Below are 16,394 nucleotides of genomic sequence, written 5' to 3' on the forward strand. Positions count from 1 at the left end.
GGATGCGCAACTATGGAACGATCTACATGCCGGGTTTTTCAGAGATTAACAGCCGGTAATCCACTGCGTCCGGGTTACTTGCAATACGGCTGATCACGAGGGCGTCGTCAATGCCTGTTGCTACAAGTGTTTCCCAGCGTGATGACAGGCCCTTCACTTCATTGCCCTCTTTGTCCAGCCAGATGAAACGGAAGTAATAGCTGTCGGTCATGACTCTTGAACTGTGAACGAGCACCGCTACCCGCAGTAAATCACCTTCGGTACGGCCCTGTGTAATATTACGGACCTTCATATGTGTGGCTGTTTCCGGAGAAAACTCAATATGTGAATAGTCGACCGGCTGCGTTTGCAGCATCTGGCAGCCAGTCAGTAGCAGCAGAGTAAAAAACGTTATAAAAAGTTTGTTCATTTAGTCTTCCTTAGGCGTTGATGCCAGTCGTCTTAAGACAAGTGTGTAATTTGTACCGGTGCCTGTATGCGCACAATGCTGAAGCCGGTTTAAGCGGTCAGATATGTATACATTCAGCCTGAACGTTTTTTGCTGCTGGCCCTGCGGCGAAAGAATCAGGCAGCGTTAAAAAAAGATGACTCTTCATGATTTCAGATTTCTGAAAACAGTGGCCGATCTTTAAGTGCAGGCACACAGACCTGTGCCTTTAACCGAAACGTTCTTGTCGGTGTAACAGCTTGTTTCGTCAGCGGGTAGGTTAACTCACTTTGTGTATCGGTTACATCCGTCTGAAGTTTTTTAATTAACCATTATTGGATATCTGAAACAGCTGATTTCAAATACCTGTTTGAACAGGAGTCCACGGGATGGGTATAGGGGTGATTGTACTTTAAAGGGGCTTTCTTATACTCGGGTGATTATTCTATGACCTGGTAAGGGATATTACAGATGGAAGATACCCAATATCGACTCGTTACCCGCAGTGATTTTGATGGTTTGGTCTGCGCTGTATTGTTGAAGCATATTAATCTGGTTGATGATATTAAGTTTGTACATCCCAAAGATATGCAGGACGGCACCGTAGATACGTCTGACCGGGATATAACAACAAACCTGCCGTATGTGGATGGTGTGCACCTGGCCTTTGACCACCACCTTTCTGAAACCCTGCGTAACGACGCCCGTGAGAATCACATCATCGATCCGGATGCGCCCTCAGCAGCCCGGGTGGTGTTTGATTACTACGGCGGTTTCGATACCTTCCCCCGCGCCTGGGATGACATGATGAAGGCGGTGGATAAAGGAGATTCTGCTGATTTTAACATGCAGGAAGTACTGGAACCGTCTAACTGGGAGCTGCTGAACTTCCTGATGGATGCCCGGACCGGGCTGGGCCGTTTCCGCGAGTTCCGTATTTCTAACTATGCGCTGATGATGGATCTGATTGATTACTGCCGCCACCACAGCATTGATGACATTATCCGGTTGCCGGATGTTCAGGAGCGGGTAGAGCTGTATTTTGAGCAGCAGCATAAATTTAAGGAACAGATTGAGCGTTGCTCAACGGTACATGGCAATCTGGTGGTGCTGGATCTGCGGAACGAAGAGACGATTTATGCCGGTAACCGGTTTATGATTTATGCGATGTTCCCGCAGTGTAATATGTCGATTCATGTACTCTGGGGGCTGAAGCAGCAGAACACGGTATTTGCCACCGGTAAGTCGATCTTTGACCGCAGCGCCAAAACCGTTGTGGGTAGCCTGATGCTGCAATACGGTGGCGGTGGCCATGATGCGGCCGGAACCTGCCAGGTGGCCAATGATCAGGCCTCTGAAGTATTGGGTGAGCTGATTGCCCAGATTAACGCGGACGGCTGATTTTTCAATCTGAACAGACAGTGCAGGCAGATTGCCTGCCTTTACTGTCTGTTCACTGTTTCCTCACCCTGTAACCGTTCTCCGGTTTTATCCACACGGGCTGTTTGTTGCCCGCTTACTGTATTTTTACCCCTGCCCGTTCAGCATCATCCAATAAATGCTTCACACATTTTTCCAGTGTATGGCTGGTATTAATGAAACTGAATACCGGTGATGGCCGGTGAACGTACATGGCCAGACAGGCTTCCCGGTAGGTGTCGATATCTTCTGCACTGAGTTCGTTTTTGCGGCTCAGAATTACATCGGCAGGGGCATCCAGCTGAATAAACCAATGGGTGTTGGGAGATACCTCCAGCAGTTTTTGCCACTGGTTGCGTAACGCGGCGGGTTTATCATCAAAGCGCAGGTTTTCGATGATGTAATCGTGGAAGAAGCGGTCGCTGAAGTAATAGCTGCCGGCCTTGCGGGCCTGCTTCAGTAAGTCCGGATAGCGGCGTCTGGCGATTGCCATCATTTTCAGACCGTGCTGATCATTATGCTGATTCTTATCGTAGCCTTTGCCTTCGCGCAGCTGCGTCAGGAAGTGGTTCAGTTGGTAGCCCAGGCTGCCCCGGAACAGTTTTTTAAACCGGTAATAATGGCTGTTCCCGGCAATCTTTTTCTGTACCGCAGTGATCAGGGTGGTTTTACCAACGCCGTCCGGGCCGATCACCGGGATGATATCTGCACTGACCGTTACCGGCTGTTCGCTGTTATCTGCAGGGTGAAGCTCAACCCCGGGCAACTGGCTGAATACTGCTTCTGATTCACTGGCCGACGGGGAGCTTTGCTGAATCAGAGTGGCTAATAAGGGCAGGTTTTTCTGCTCCAGTAACGCCAGATCAATGATGGCTATCTGACCGTCAGACAGTAAGATCTCTGTGTGGATATTCAGGGATTCTTCCGGACCTTCTGCCGGTCTGCAGCGGATAGTGACCTTACCGGTGGTACGGGAATCAATGCAGAAACTGTATCCGTTCTGACTAAGGCTGCGTAACAGCGGTGTCAGAAAGTCTGTATAAGTGCTGCTTTCAATAAGCAGGTCTGTTGCGTGTGGTGCTGTATCAGACGGTGGCAAAATGATTGCCGTCAGGTGTTGCTGCTGGGAAATAGTAAGGATGAATTGCTGGATGACCGACATAATAAAAAATCTGCTAAGAAACTGAGCCCGGCAGCATTTTATCAGGGGGATGTTAAGACGGGTACTTAAAAGCGGGCTAACCTGCCGGGATTTTGCCGGCAGGTAGGTATTGTATTGCTCTAGTGGGTTTCGTTCAGCGCGTCGACAGCCGGAATTTCTGATTCGCGGCGGGCAATGAAGTCCTGCAGTTCGTCATTTTTGGCGTCATCCAGCTTCGGTTCCTGATATTCGCTGAGCAGTTTTTTCGCATAATTCAGCGCCCGCTCGGTGATTTCTTTGGCACCTTCCGCTTCCCACTGTTCATAGGAGTTGTTGTCGAACAGTTTCGGCATGTAGAAGGCCCGTTCGAAGTTCTCCATAGTATGGGCATGGCCCAGGTAGTGACCGGCCGGGCCTACATCGCGGACAGCCGCCAGCGCTTCGTCGAAGTCATCCCAGCGCAGGCCTTCGGCCATGCGGTACCCCATGCCACAGACGTCGGCATCGACGACGAATTTAGCCATGGAGCAGTGCATGCCGGCTTCGTTCCAGCCTGCTGAGTGCCAGATGTAATTCGCGCCGGACATCAGCACCGCATTCATGGTCATGGCGCTTTCATAGCCGGACTGGGCATCAAAGGTTTTCGCACCGCCCAGAGTATTGGAGGTCCGCCATGGTACATCGTAGAAGCGGGCCATCTGGCCGATCATAAAGTTCATCAGGCTGATTTCCGGCGTTCCGGCCATCGGTGCACCGGACGCCATGGATACGGTGGACAGGTAATGCCCGTAGATCGCCGGGGTACCTTTACGGACCAGCTGGGTATAGGCCAGCGCAGAAAGCGCTTCAGCGTTCAGCTGCACGACTGTCGGTACGGTGGAAGCCGGGGTATTGGCACCGCCGAGTACGAACGGCGAACAGAGTACCGGCTGGTTATATTTGGCGAAGGCCCGCATGGCACCCAGCATGGTTTCATCCCAGACCAGCGGTGAGTTACCGTTGATGTTGCCGGTAGTGACCGGGTGGGTTTGCATGAATTCTTCACCGAACAGGATGGCACACATTCTCATGACGTCTTCAGCATTTTTCCCGGAAGTGGTCATGCCCATGAAGGTTTTATCGGAGTGCTTCATGGATGAGTAGGTGATGCGCAGGTGCCGGTGGGAAACCGGATGGTCCATCGGCTCGACGATGTGGTGCGCCGTTGAGTGCAGGGCCGGCAGCATATGCGCCAGCTTGTGGAAGTCTCCCAGGTCATTCAGGGTTGGCCAGCGGCGTTTGTCTTCCAGGTCACGCAGGAAAGGCGCGCCGGTCATAGGTACAAAAATGGAGTTGTTGCCGCCCAGATCGACGTTCTTTTCCGGGTTACGGGCGTGGTAGGTGATTTCTGACGGAATAGACGAGATCAGGTCCCGGATCATGCCCCGGTCAAACTTAACCAGTTCACCTTCCACATGTGCACCGGCCTCTTTCCATTGTTGCAGGGCAATCGGGTCGCGGAACATCACGCCGACTTCTTCCAGAATTCGCATGGATTCGTGGTCAATCCGTCTGATCTGATCATCATCCAGTGGCTCAGTCAGCGGCAGACCACGGCTCAGGCCCGGCAGCATGGTATCAACGGACCGGGTGCGTAATTCACGTAATGAGGTACGGGCGCTGCCGCGACGGCGGCGGGGTTTTTCTGCAACAGACATAAGGACCGGCTCCGGTTTTTTTATATTGGGACACTGACATGATGGCTGGCCTGGGAAGCTCCGGCGCGGGCTGTCTCATGTACAGGTTCACGTTAATTGGACAGCTAAGCTGTGATACAGAAAACTTTACAGAGGGCCTACCTACCCGTAAATTGAGTAATTTCTATAGTTGCTATGAGGATTTCTGGTGGCCAGTGTAATCAATATGGACATCGCCGCGTTGCGCAGCTTTGTTCTGGCAGAGAATCTCGGGTCGTTTTCAGCAGCAGCGGTTGGCCTGCACTGTTCGCAGTCGGCGCTCTCGCTGCGGATCAAGAAACTGGAAGAGCAGTTAGGCTGTGAGCTGTTTCACCGTAATTATCACACCCTGAAACTGACTGCTGACGGTGCGATGCTGCTGCCGGAAGCCGTTAAGGTGCTGGCGGGTCATGATGCGATGATTCAGGTGGCGCAGAACAATGGCAGCAGCGACACCATCCGGTTGGGAATTCCCGAGGATATGACCGCCGGTTTTTTCCATAATTTTCTCGCTAATCACGATGAATATGTGGATAAGATTGAGCTGAGCATGCACCTGTGCCGGGATCTGGTACAGATGCTCTGTGAAGGGGAGCTGGATATCGCTCTGATCAATGCCATGCCGGATTATCAGGGTGGCGAGGCAATCGCATCCCGTGAACTCAAGTGGGTCTGTGCGCCGGGGTTCGAGTATCAGCCGGATCAGCCATTGCCGCTGGCGCTGCACCCGGAAGGCTGTATTTTCCGGGAGCATGTATTCAAAACCCTGAATGCCCTGGGTCGGCCACACCGGGTGATGTTCTCTGCGCAGGGGTCGATCAGTGTGCAGGCGGCAGTCGGTACCGGCATGGGATTGTCGGTCATGGCTGAGGGAATCATTCCTGAATCGCTGGTGGAAGCCCCTGATGATTGGCGTTTGCCTGCGCTGGGGCAGGCGGATATCCGCATTTATCAGATGGGACACGGCTCGCCGTTTCTGGCTGACTTTATTGAAACCCTTCGCCGTGAACTGCCTAAGGTGATGTGAACAGAGCTATCTGAAAAACGGATAAAAAAAATCAGGCCGAAACTGGCGGTATCAAAAATCACTGCTATTGTTTTGTGTCGGCTTGGATTTCTGGTCTGAATTTTTGTCCTGAACTGATCGTCCGGATTCTCAGCCTGACATTTTTGACAGTGACGTTAACAATGCAGGAGTGAGTATGAGTCTGGAAATCTGGTTAGCCTTTGTGATGGCAACAGTAGTGTTCTGTATTATTCCCGGCCCCACCGTAATTCTGGTTATCGGGCAGGCAATTGCCCATGGGAAGAAGTCTGTTATTCCTCTGGTTGCCGGCGTACTGGCTGGTGATTTTACTGCGATGACCTTATCAGTGATCGGTTTGGGGGCGATTCTTGCGGCGTCCGCCAGCCTGTTTTTAGTGCTGAAATGGTTCGGCGTGGGGTATCTGATTTATCTGGGGATAAAAACCTGGCGGCAAACCCCGCAACGGTTTGCAGAAGCAGATTTTGACGGAGCTAAAACCGTGGGGCGTGAACAGGGACGGAATATGTTCCGTTCAGCGTTTCTGGTCACCGCGCTGAATCCGAAAGATATCATTTTCTTTGTGGCATTCCTGCCGCAGTTTATTGATCCCCACATGGCTGTATTCCCACAGTGGCTGATTCTGATGGCAACCCTGCTGTGTCTGGTGGGGATAAATATCAGTGTTTATACTTACTTTGCCGGCACCGTACGCCAGCGGATTCAAAGCTATCAGGCCCGTAAAAGGCTGAACCGGATCGGCGGCACTGCACTGGTCAGTGCCGGGCTGATTACTGCAAGCTTACAGCGCAGTTAGCAAAGAGCCTGGGTGCGGGATCAGCCTGTTCAGGGCTGATCTTTTTTCTCAGCAGTCTGCTCTGTTGCTTCGGTTTGCGTTTCCTGTGTCTTCTCAGCAACCTGTCCGGCGGCTGCATCTTCTTTGATGTCCATCTTGCGAATAATGATGAAAGAGATGCCTTTAAGAGAAATGTAGTAGAAGGCCGCAAATGCGATCCGCAGGGTGGAGTCCACATCACGGGAGACCAGCAATTCATTCATAATGATCAGCGGAATCAGACCGACGACCAGAATAAGCCAGCTAACCTTGGTGGTTTTTTTCATTTTAAACATGTCGACTCCATGGGAACCACCGTGCCCTGTTCTCCGGGGACGGTACAGTAAATATTTCTGAAGCCGGATTCTGCCATATTTACCTGCCTTTTGCCTGTTCTTCCTGCGGTGAGTTTTAGCCCTTTGGTTGGCTTTATATCCGGGTGTTTCACTGTTTTTGCTAACTGACCGAAAACGACCGGAAAGGCCCGTCCTGCCTGCGTCGGTTGACTTTCTTATAGGGGCATGAGATTTTTGTTAAATGACTATTTAATTAAATGGTTATTTAAAATAAAAATTGCAGTTATTTCAGTTGTTTATCCCGTTTTAAGGAAGAAAACAGATTTTATGTCTGCGCAGTGAGTGTGCAAATCGGGGGCTGTTTCTGCAAACAATAACAACAACCGCAAGGAGTGTTTATGAACACTTTACTGAGTGCAGGGATCATTTTTACCCTGCTCGCAATCGTGTTTTGTCTCTATCGCTGGGGTAATCTGAAATGCGTCGGGGTGACGCCGGTAAAAACCTTTACCTTCATCGCCATTCTGTTTACCTCCGGGCTGGATGTGGGACTGATCATGTTCCCGCTGACCGAGTTTGCAGGCTACGCCGATACCGCAACCAGCCCTGAATATGCGTTCAGTAATCCGCTGGCAATTGAGTTTGCCTACTGGGGATTCCTGATCTGGGGGTTCTATTTCCTGACCAGCTTCTATTTCTGCGTGATTGAACCCCGGGTGGGCTTTTTTGAAATCCCTGTGGTGAAGTGGATCAATAACGTGGTCATTATCGGTACCTGTGCATTTACCGCGTACCTGTTGCTGACGAACCTGCCCTGGTACCTGCCGCAACTCAGTGAAGAGGGCAGCATTGTTGCCACCTTCTATGTAATTGTATTTGCAGTGATTATGGCGGCGGTATTCTCAAGCACGGATATCAAGTACGTGCGTATTCTGAGTCTGGCGTCGACCTGGCTGTTCCTGGCGCTGATTGCAGTGATGTGGATCCTGGCAGCGATGGGCCCGAATGAAATGCTGGATGCGGCAAATCTGATCGGCAACTATTTTGTGAATATTCATAAGTTCGTGCTGCCGCTGAATGATTACCACGCCTTCTACCTGTTCTGGTGGTTTGCCTGGAGCATCATGATTGGCCAGTTCACCTCACGTTTTGTGGGCGGTCTGCGTACCTGGCAGGTGCTGGCAGCGTTGCTGATCTTCCCGTCTATTCCTCTGGCGATCTGGTTCAGCGTGCTGTATTTCTACCATAACAATGGTCTGGACAGTTCCGGCTTCGTGGGTATCTCGATGGTGATCGTGGGAATTACCTTTGTAATCAACTCGCTGGATTCCCTGATCCGTCTGTATACCGATAACCTGAACCTGACCACGTCACGGGTGGGCCGTTCCAAGTACATCATCGGTAACCTGGTGGCGCTGTGTGCCCTGACCATGCTGTTCAAACTGAACTTCCTGGAAATTCAGTGGGTAGGCGCACTGGTGATCGGTCTGTACTTCAGCTGCTTCGCTTACATTCTGCTGAAAAAGCGCAAAGAAGTGGCGGCGATCCAGAGCTCTCCGGAAGGGCGCGAGCTTAATTTCGATAAGATCGAATCCGTGCACTAAAGGGAATATCCCGCTCAGGAACCGGTGTTTCTGACTTAAAACCGCGGCGCTCTCAGTCAGTTGAGAGGCCGCGGTTTTTTATTATCCGAAAGTTTTAATCGCCGGGCGTCAGCTTGGCAACCCGGAGGGAATACGGTAGGTTTTAGGGCCTTATAATAACAACAAGAGTGTTTTATGAGCTGCCAGGAGTCGGAGTCTTTGCCAGTCGGAACGGCGTCTTTTTCCGTGCTTATCGTGGATGATGAGCCGGGTATCTGTGATTTTCTTGCGCGCGCCCTGCGCAAAAAATATGCGGTGGTGGATGTTGCTGCAGACAGCAGCAGCGCAGATAAGCTCCGCGCTTCCCGCCTTTACGATTTACTCATTGTTGATATTAATATGCCGGGGTTGTCCGGTCTGGAATGGGTCAGCCGGTTTAATGCTGAATTACCGTCTGAAGTGATCTTTATGACCGGGTTTGCCGAGCTGGATAATGCCGTAGCAGCGGTGCGTATCGGTGCCAGCGACTTTATTCTCAAGCCGTTTCGTTTAGAGCAGATGCTGGGTGCAGTGGAGCGCTGTTATCAGCGGCTGAAACTGTCCCGGGAAAATCAGGCCCTGCAGCACCGTTTAACCCGTCATTATGCCGACAGCAGCCTGATCGGTGACAGTGCCGCCATGCAAGCGGTGAACGGGCTGATCAGCCGGGTGGCAGCAACGCCGGCATCCATTCTGATCGAAGGTGAAACCGGGACCGGCAAAGAACTGGTGGCCAGTGAGCTGCACCGGCAAAGCGGCCGCAGCGGTGCCTTTGTGCCGGTTAATTGTGCAGCTGTGGCGCCTGAACTGGCCGAGTCAGAACTGTTTGGCCATATTCAGGGGGCCTTTACCGGTGCGGCACAGGCCCGTCAGGGAGTCTTTGATTATGCTGACGGCGGCACCCTGTTTCTGGATGAGATCAGCGAGATGCCGCTGGCGCTGCAGGGCAAGTTACTGCGGGTGCTGGAGGAAGCCAAAATCCGTCCGCTGGGGACCGACCGTGAAAAGTCGGTGGATGTGCGGATTGTCGCGGCCAGTAATAAACCGCTGGAGGCCCTGGTTGAGCAGAAGCTGTTCCGGGCCGATCTGTATTACCGGCTGAATATACTGCCAATTGAGCTGCCGCCACTGCGGGAACGCCTTGAAGATATTCCCTTACTGGCGACCTTGTTTACCCGGCAGTTGGCGGAGGAACTGGGTTTATCTGCTCCGGAGCTTCACCCGGGTGCCTTGCAGGCATTGCAGGGGTATCACTGGCCGGGGAATGTACGTGAGTTGCGTAATTTACTGGAACGCTCGATCTTGCTGGGCTGCGCACCGGCGGAGCTGTTAAGCGATTCAGTGACGGCAGAGCATGCCGGTTATCCGCTTAACTGGTCGCTGGCCCAGGTTCAGGTCCGGCATATTGAGCAGGTTTTACAGCATTGTGAGGGTAATAAGTCCCGGGCCGCCAGACAACTGGGTATCACCCGCAAAACGCTGGACCGTAAGCGCCGTGATCTGGACGCTTCAGTGGGGGCCGGTGATGCTGATGTCGATCTCATTCCCGGTTTATAAATGCTCAGCCGGCTGAGAAGTATTCGTCAGCGGTTACTGGTGCTGGTGCTGTTACCGCTTTTCCTGATGACCTGTGTGTTACTGGCGCTGTTCTATGTCTGGACCAGTGAAGTGGGTTACCGGCATTTGCTGATGAAAGCCAGCACGGACCTTGCGGTAACTCAGGAGAGCTTTAATAACACGCAGGCAAGTTATCTGACACGGCTGGCTTTGCGGGCTCAGACCCAGCGCTTTCAGGATGCCTGGCGGGCCCGGGACGAAGCCGCTCTGGTACAGACTGTCAGTGACATCCGGGATCAGGTTGGGCTGGATTATATTCAACTGATTACCCCGCAGGGGTGCGGATATTTTTCCGGCGTCTGCCGGGGAACTGGCAGCCCGCTGTTTGTCAGTGCCACTGCTGGCCAGCCGGTCAGCGGCATTGAGATATTCACTCAGCAACGTTTGCAAAGCCTGTCGCCGGAACTGGCTCAGCGGGCGTTGTTGCCGTTGACCGCGACGGAAAAAGCCCGGCCTGTTGACCGGGATACCGAAGACCGTGGCATGGTTGTGCATCTGGTGTATCCGTTACCGGATGAGGAAGGTCGTACCGAAGCGCTGCTCAGTGCCGGTTTACTGATGAACGGTAACGCAGGCTTTGTCGACCGGATTAAGGAAACGGTGTATGGCTCCGGTTCACTGGCGTTTGGCAGTGTGGGCACGGTGACCATTTTTCTGGATGATGTGCGGATCAGCACCAATGTGCCGGCTTCGCAGGATTCAGCTGTCCGGGCGCTGGGCACCCGGGTGTCTGATCAGGTCAGGAAAAAGGTGCTTGAACAGGGGGAGCGCTGGCTGGACCGGGCATTCGTGGTCAGTGACTGGTATATCTCCGGGTATCAGCCGATTGTGGATATCCGCGGTGAACGGGTGGGCATGCTATACGCGGGATTTCTGGAAGCGCCTTTCGAGCAGGAGTTTTATAGCTGGGTCTGGCAACTGATCATCATTACCGGGGCCATTATGCTGATCTGTACCTGGCTGGCGGTCTGGGGGGCGAAAGGCATTTACCGGCCGGTGGAAGCGATGGTCGGGGTGATCGGGCGGATAAGACAAGGCCGGCGTGAACGTATTGATTTACCCGTTACCACCAGTTCGGATCTGATGACGCTGGGGACGGAGTTTAATCTGATGCTGGATCAGGTGGAGCAACAGCACGACCATATTCAGCAGGCGGCCGAACAGCTGGAAATGAAGGTGGCGGAACGGACGCTGGCACTGAATGAACATATCAAGCTGTTACAGCGCACCCGTGAACAGCTGGTTGCGAAAGGTAAGCTGGCCGCCATTGGTGAGTTAACCGCGGGCATTGCCCATGAAATTAATAACCCCACCGCGGTGATTCTCGGTTATCTGGACCTGTTAGTGGTTGAGTTGGGGGATGCCGGAGATCAGGTGAAAGATGAGGTTCAGCTGATTGTGCAGCAGGTGGAACGGATTCGCTGCATCATCAATGATCTGTTGCAGTTTTCCCGGCCGGGAGATCACTCGCCGGCGCTGGTGGCACTGGATCTCAACGAGATTGTGCGGGCCACTGAGTTACTGGTGAAGCATGATCTGGGGCAGAAACAGATTCGGCTGAAAATGGATTTACGGGCTGGCTGTCAGGTGGCGGGTAACCGTCAGCAGTTACAGCAGGTGCTGATTAACCTGATCGTTAATGCCACTGCGGCAGTGGGTGATAATGGACGGATTACTGTCCGCAGCCGGGACTGGCGCAATAACGGCGTATTGCTCAGTGTCAGTGATAACGGCTGCGGCATTGCAGCAGATTTGCTGGGGCGGATTTTCGACCCGTTTTTCAGCCGTACAAGTGGCGGAACAGGGCTGGGTTTATCGGTGACCTATTCAATTCTGCAATCCATGAATGCGGAGATTAATGTCCGTTCCCGCGAAGGTCATGGCACCACTTTCTTCATTTGGATACCGGCGTATAAGGCCTGATCCTTAGCCGGGTTATTCTGACACAGCTGGCTTTCTGCCCGGGTTGTTCTGACCCGCTATGATCTTTTGTTGTTTTCATAACTTGTTGATTTTATGGGTTTTGGTTGGCTGGCATATGGCTTGCAAACTGACTTTACGTCCAAGTGTTTCGTAATGACGAGTTCATTCTGAAACAACGATAAAAATAATATTGGAGTAAAGCTTATGTCAGAGTCTCACGATGGCCTGGCGTTTCTGAAAAAGGAGCGCATTGTTGCCAAATCCGGATTTAACCGCTGGCTGGTCCCGCCTGCGTCTATTGCCATTCATCTGTGTATCGGTTCGGTTTACGCCTGGAGTATTTTTAACCCCCCACTGGTCAAACAGATCGGCGTGGTGGCCAGTGCTGCGGACGACTGGACCCTCAGTTCCGTGGTGTGGATCTTCTCAACGGCGATTGTGTTTCTGGGGCTGGCGGCTGCTATCGGCGGAAAATGGCTTGAAGAAGTCGGGCCGCGGATGGTGGGTGTATTAGCTGCGTTCTGCTGGGGTGGGGGATTTTTAATCGGCAGTCTGGGGATTGCCTATCATCAGCTCTGGCTGGTGTATCTGGGCTACGGGGCCATCGGTGGCTGTGGTCTGGGGCTGGCGTATGTATCGCCCGTGAGTACCCTGATTCGCTGGTTTCCTGACCGTCGGGGAATGGCCACCGGGATGGCCATTATGGGCTTCGGTGGCGGTGCCATGATTGGTGCACCGCTGAAAACCTGGTTGCTGAGCCTGTTTTATCAGGCCCCTGAGTATCTGGGCAGCGTGGCTAATGTTTCCCTGATTACCGAGAACGGCCGCCGCTTTGCAGAAGTGGCCGGTAACAAGGTGGAAGTGGTGGTCGCCAGTGCGGCAGATATGGCCAAGGTACCTGTGCCGGGGCCGGAAGGTGTATATGCGGTGGGTACCGGTGATACCGGTGCGGCCAGTGTGTTTATCACCTTAGGGGTGGTGTACTTCATCATTATGATGATCGCGGCATTCTCATACAGAGTGCCGGCGAAAGGCTGGCAGCCGGAAGGCTGGACACCGCCCACTGGGGATGAGTCTGCCAAAAAGATGATTTCGGATAATCATGTCCATATCGACCAGGCGATTAAGACCCCGCAGTTTTATCGCTTATGGATCATGCTGTGCCTGAATGTGACGGCCGGGATCGGCGTGATCGGGGTCGCCAAGACCATGATGACAGAGATTTTTGGCTCGACGCTGCCGGGCATTGTGGATGCAGGCTTTGCAGCAACCTATGTACTGATGATCAGTGTCTTTAACATGGTGGGCCGTTTCTTCTGGGCGTCGATGTCGGATGTGATTGGGCGTAAGAATACCTATCACTGTTTCTTCCTGCTGGGTATGTTGCTGTATGTGTCGATTCCGTTTGTGGCAACTCAGGTCAGCGTATCACCCTCGGTGATGTGGCTGGTGCTGTTCTACGGTGCCACCATGGTTATCTTCACCATGTACGGCGGTGGGTTTGCGACGATTCCGGCCTATCTGGCGGATGTCTTCGGTACCCTGCATGTGGGTGGCATTCATGGCCGCTTACTGACTGCCTGGAGTACCGCCGGGGTACTGGGGCCGTTTGCGATCACTTACTTACGCCAGCAGTCGGTGGATAATGCGATCAGTGATCTGGCTGCCAAGGTCGATCCGGCCGTATTCCTGCAGACCTTCGGCGCAGGCATTGGCCAGCTACAGTCGCTGGTGGAGGCTAAAACGGTAACGATTGCCAAGCTGATGGCGGTCGCGCCGCCGGGAACGCTTGACCCGACTTCCAGCCTGTACAACTCAACCATGTATGCGATGGCCGCGCTGTTAGTGGTTGCCTTTGTTGCCAATAAAGGTCTGAAGCATGTGGAAGAGAAACACCATCTGGAGAACACTCACCCGGAACTGAGTGAGGCGAAGTAATTCTCTGGAACAGAACGGCTGTCACTTCTGAAGGGATGGTCGTTCTTTAACGCTCTGATTGCAGTGATTTACAGGGAGGATTAACATTAGCAAGACAGGACGGTTCGTACGGGTTTATCAGGGAAGATGTTATGCCGACGATTTCGATGTTTTACGGTTTAATAATCCGTATGTATTATTTTGATAACCAGCAGCACAAGCTGCCCCATATTCATGTGTATTATCAGGAGCGCAGCGCTGTACTGGCTATACATGACGGAAGATTGCTGGAAGGCAGCCTGCCGGCAAATAAGTTAAAGCTGGTAGATGCATGGATCGAAATACACAAAGAAGATTTACTGGCTGACTGGCAGTTAGCGGTTAACGGAGAGCCTGTATTTAAGATTCCTCCATTAAAGTGACCAGCATGAATCCTGAAGTGATAGATGTTTTTCCGATAGATAATTACCGGCTCAGAATTGTTTTTTCAGACAATGCGGTAAAAGAATTTGATGTTTCACCTTATCTGGATAAAGGTGTTTTTCGTGCGTTAAATAACCGTGAGTACTTTGCGCGGGCCAGAGTGGCTTTTGGTGCCGTGGAGTGGCCTGACGGGCAGGATTTCAGTAAAGATACTTTGTATTTAAACAGTGTGAAATTAAGCGGTTAACTGTTCTTAAAAAATACCTCTTCAGGTTTTCCCGAAGAGGTATTTTTTTATGCCGGGGCTTAGCTCTTAACCGCTGCAGCTTCTTTCATGGCGTCTTCGCCTTTTTTCCACAGGTTACCCTGCCACAGTTCTTCCAGGCCGGTCTCGCCGGAAGCACCTTTGGTGGTCAGGTAGTCGTAGTAAGACGTTGGCTTGTGACCGGTCAGGTTGTAGAAGTCCGGGCTGCAACGGCAATAGAAACCGTTGACCAGATATTCAAAGAATTCCGCACGGGTTGCACCGAAATCCGCTTCGAAGCTTTCCATAGACTGTGGACGGTATTCAATGTCTTTATCCATCGCACGGCCCAGATCCGCAGCGATTTCAGCCATGGTCTGTGGTTGCGGGCCGGTAATGTCATAGAACTTGTTGCTGTGGCGGTCAGGGCCTTCAGTCAGCACAACTGCTGCTGCTTCAGCAATGTCACGGGTGGCAACAAAAGAATTACGGGCTTTACCCAGTGGGTTGGTGAACCAGCCTTCCTGCGCGATGTTATCGCAATCGGTTTTCAGCAGGTGGTTCATGAAGAAGTTGTTACGCAGTACGGTAACGTTCAGGCCTGCTTCAATCAGGGCTTTCTCACCCCACCAGTAGTGTTGCAGCATCAGCGGAATAGATGCGCCTTCACGGGAAGAGTGCTGGTCGGCTTCGTAAGAGGCTGTGTTGGTATCGGCGCCCATGCAGCTCACGCGAACAACATGTTTGATACTGTCGGTACGGTTACCCAGTTCTTTACAGAAATTCAGGTGACCTTCCAGCATCGGGTCCAGCGACGCAGAGTAGATTGCGCTTACGCCTTGCAGAGCAGCGTCCCAGGTAGCGGCATCATTCAGATCAAAGAAGACCGTTTCATCAGCACCCACGGCTTTCAGGTCGGCAACTTTAGATTCACTGTGATAGCAGGCGCGGACAGTGAATTCGCCAGCCTGAGACAGACGGGCAACCAGTTCTTTACCGATACGGCCGGTAGCAGAAGTAACCAGAACAACAGGTTTGGTCATGGGATGTATCTCCGGGTGTAAGTGTGGAATTAGTGTGTGCGGTATGGATTCGTCAGCAGCATCTGAGCAGCCCTGAACCTGATATGTGCATGTACCCTATGGAGCCATGATCCTCAGGGATTGGGCTTTGGTGTAGGGCCAGTTTACCTGCTGTCGTAGGGCCTGTCGTAAAGGGGCATGTCGGTTCGGTAGCGGATATCCAAATGTTGTTTGATTGTTGTGTAAATGGTAATTATTACTATTTGTTTGAAGGTGAATCATGACCCGGGGAATAATATGAGCACGGCATTACAAAAAGATCTGCAGGTCACCGAAATTAAAGCCTTTGTGCCGGCAAAAGATTTTGCACTCTCGAAGCAGTTTTATGCTGATCTTGGCTTCACTCAGGCATCAGAAGGCGGCGGGGTTGCCTATTTTTACTATGGTAACAGCAGCTTTTTACTGCAGGAGTTTTATGAACCCAGACACTGCGAAAACTTCATGATGCACTTGCTTGTAAATGATGCTGCCGCCTGGCACCGGCATGTCGTGAACAGCGGCATCACTGCTAAGTATGACGTGCAGGTATCAGAAGTGACAGAACAGCCCTGGAAGATGCTGGACTTTGTGCTGACCGACCCCAGCGGCGTGTTGTGGCGAATCGGGCAAAATATTTAGAGAAGGAGCCCGTTTTGCTGACCAAAGGCTGTTCGGTACGTGACTACTCATATTGTTGGTCTACATTATGAGTAGGGGCACCGGTAATGTG

Annotated in this window: 15 protein-coding genes; 10 read left to right on the top strand and 5 right to left on the bottom strand. The window is 52.3% G+C overall.

Going from position 1 to position 16,394, the window contains the following annotated elements; genetic code table 11:
* Positions 1 to 22 precede the first annotated feature (22 nt).
* The gene (locus tag PCI15_RS04925) at positions 23 to 409 is read right to left on the bottom strand and encodes a DUF1425 domain-containing protein (RefSeq protein ID WP_271273249.1); all 387 of its coding nucleotides are present in this window, start codon (positions 407 to 409) and stop codon (positions 23 to 25) included.
* A gap of 489 nt (positions 410 to 898) precedes the next feature.
* Between PCI15_RS04925 and PCI15_RS04930 the strand changes: the two genes are divergently transcribed.
* Entirely contained in the window at positions 899 to 1,828 is a 930-nt protein-coding gene (locus PCI15_RS04930; RefSeq protein ID WP_271273250.1) for an exopolyphosphatase, read from the top strand.
* A 115-nt stretch (positions 1,829 to 1,943) separates the two neighbouring features.
* Here PCI15_RS04930 and PCI15_RS04935 read toward each other — a convergent pair whose 3' ends face one another.
* A complete protein-coding gene (locus PCI15_RS04935; RefSeq protein WP_271273251.1) occupies positions 1,944 to 3,008 on the bottom strand; it encodes a hypothetical protein in 1,065 nt (354 codons plus the stop codon).
* A 119-nt stretch (positions 3,009 to 3,127) separates the two neighbouring features.
* Positions 3,128 to 4,684, bottom strand: a complete 1,557-nt coding sequence (locus PCI15_RS04940) for a trimethylamine methyltransferase family protein (protein WP_271273252.1) — start codon at positions 4,682 to 4,684, stop codon at positions 3,128 to 3,130.
* Positions 4,685 to 4,871: 187 nt separating this feature from the next.
* Here PCI15_RS04940 and PCI15_RS04945 point away from each other — a divergent pair, with 187 nt between their 5' ends.
* Together PCI15_RS04945 and PCI15_RS04950 are read left to right on the top strand one after the other, a co-directional pair.
* Complete coding sequence (locus PCI15_RS04945; RefSeq protein ID WP_271273253.1) at positions 4,872 to 5,729, top strand: LysR family transcriptional regulator; 858 nt, start codon at positions 4,872 to 4,874, stop codon at positions 5,727 to 5,729.
* Positions 5,730 to 5,904: 175 nt separating this feature from the next.
* Positions 5,905 to 6,543 carry a LysE family translocator gene (locus PCI15_RS04950; RefSeq protein ID WP_271273254.1) on the top strand — a complete coding sequence of 213 codons (639 nt, stop codon included), beginning with the start codon at positions 5,905 to 5,907 and terminating at the stop codon, positions 6,541 to 6,543.
* A gap of 29 nt (positions 6,544 to 6,572) precedes the next feature.
* Here the strand turns inward: PCI15_RS04950 and PCI15_RS04955 are convergent, their stop codons facing one another.
* The gene (locus PCI15_RS04955; RefSeq protein WP_271273255.1) at positions 6,573 to 6,857 is read right to left on the bottom strand and encodes a hypothetical protein; all 285 of its coding nucleotides are present in this window, start codon (positions 6,855 to 6,857) and stop codon (positions 6,573 to 6,575) included.
* Positions 6,858 to 7,255: 398 nt separating this feature from the next.
* Here PCI15_RS04955 and PCI15_RS04960 point away from each other — a divergent pair, with 398 nt between their 5' ends.
* The 6 genes from PCI15_RS04960 to PCI15_RS04985 all read left to right on the top strand — a co-directional run bounded on the left by PCI15_RS04960 (position 7,256) and on the right by PCI15_RS04985 (position 14,606).
* On the top strand, positions 7,256 to 8,461 hold the full coding sequence (locus PCI15_RS04960) for a BCCT family transporter (RefSeq protein WP_271273256.1): 1,206 nt from the start codon (positions 7,256 to 7,258) through the stop codon (positions 8,459 to 8,461).
* A 198-nt stretch (positions 8,462 to 8,659) separates the two neighbouring features.
* Positions 8,660 to 10,036, top strand: coding sequence for a sigma-54-dependent transcriptional regulator (locus PCI15_RS04965; protein WP_271273257.1), 1,377 nt, complete (start codon positions 8,660 to 8,662; stop codon positions 10,034 to 10,036).
* Positions 10,037 to 12,019: a sensor histidine kinase gene (locus PCI15_RS04970; RefSeq protein ID WP_271273258.1), complete on the top strand. Its 1,983-nt coding sequence runs from the start codon at positions 10,037 to 10,039 to the stop codon at positions 12,017 to 12,019.
* 204 nt (positions 12,020 to 12,223) lie between these two features.
* On the top strand, positions 12,224 to 13,957 hold the full coding sequence (locus PCI15_RS04975) for an OFA family MFS transporter (RefSeq protein ID WP_271273259.1): 1,734 nt from the start codon (positions 12,224 to 12,226) through the stop codon (positions 13,955 to 13,957).
* Positions 13,958 to 14,088: 131 nt separating this feature from the next.
* Entirely contained in the window at positions 14,089 to 14,358 is a 270-nt protein-coding gene (gene dhiT / locus PCI15_RS04980; protein WP_271273260.1) for a type II toxin-antitoxin system toxin DhiT, read from the top strand.
* Between the two features lie 5 nt (positions 14,359 to 14,363).
* The gene (locus PCI15_RS04985; RefSeq protein ID WP_271273261.1) at positions 14,364 to 14,606 is read left to right on the top strand and encodes a DUF2442 domain-containing protein; all 243 of its coding nucleotides are present in this window, start codon (positions 14,364 to 14,366) and stop codon (positions 14,604 to 14,606) included.
* A 59-nt stretch (positions 14,607 to 14,665) separates the two neighbouring features.
* Here PCI15_RS04985 and PCI15_RS04990 read toward each other — a convergent pair whose 3' ends face one another.
* Complete coding sequence (locus PCI15_RS04990; RefSeq protein WP_271273262.1) at positions 14,666 to 15,646, bottom strand: NAD(P)H-binding protein; 981 nt, start codon at positions 15,644 to 15,646, stop codon at positions 14,666 to 14,668.
* Positions 15,647 to 15,922: 276 nt separating this feature from the next.
* Between PCI15_RS04990 and PCI15_RS04995 the strand changes: the two genes are divergently transcribed.
* Positions 15,923 to 16,303, top strand: coding sequence for a VOC family protein (locus PCI15_RS04995; protein ID WP_271273263.1), 381 nt, complete (start codon positions 15,923 to 15,925; stop codon positions 16,301 to 16,303).
* Positions 16,304 to 16,394: the final 91 nt, after the last annotated feature.

The organism is Aliamphritea hakodatensis (assembly GCF_024347195.1).
GTDB lineage: Bacteria > Pseudomonadota > Gammaproteobacteria > Pseudomonadales > Balneatricaceae > Amphritea > Amphritea hakodatensis.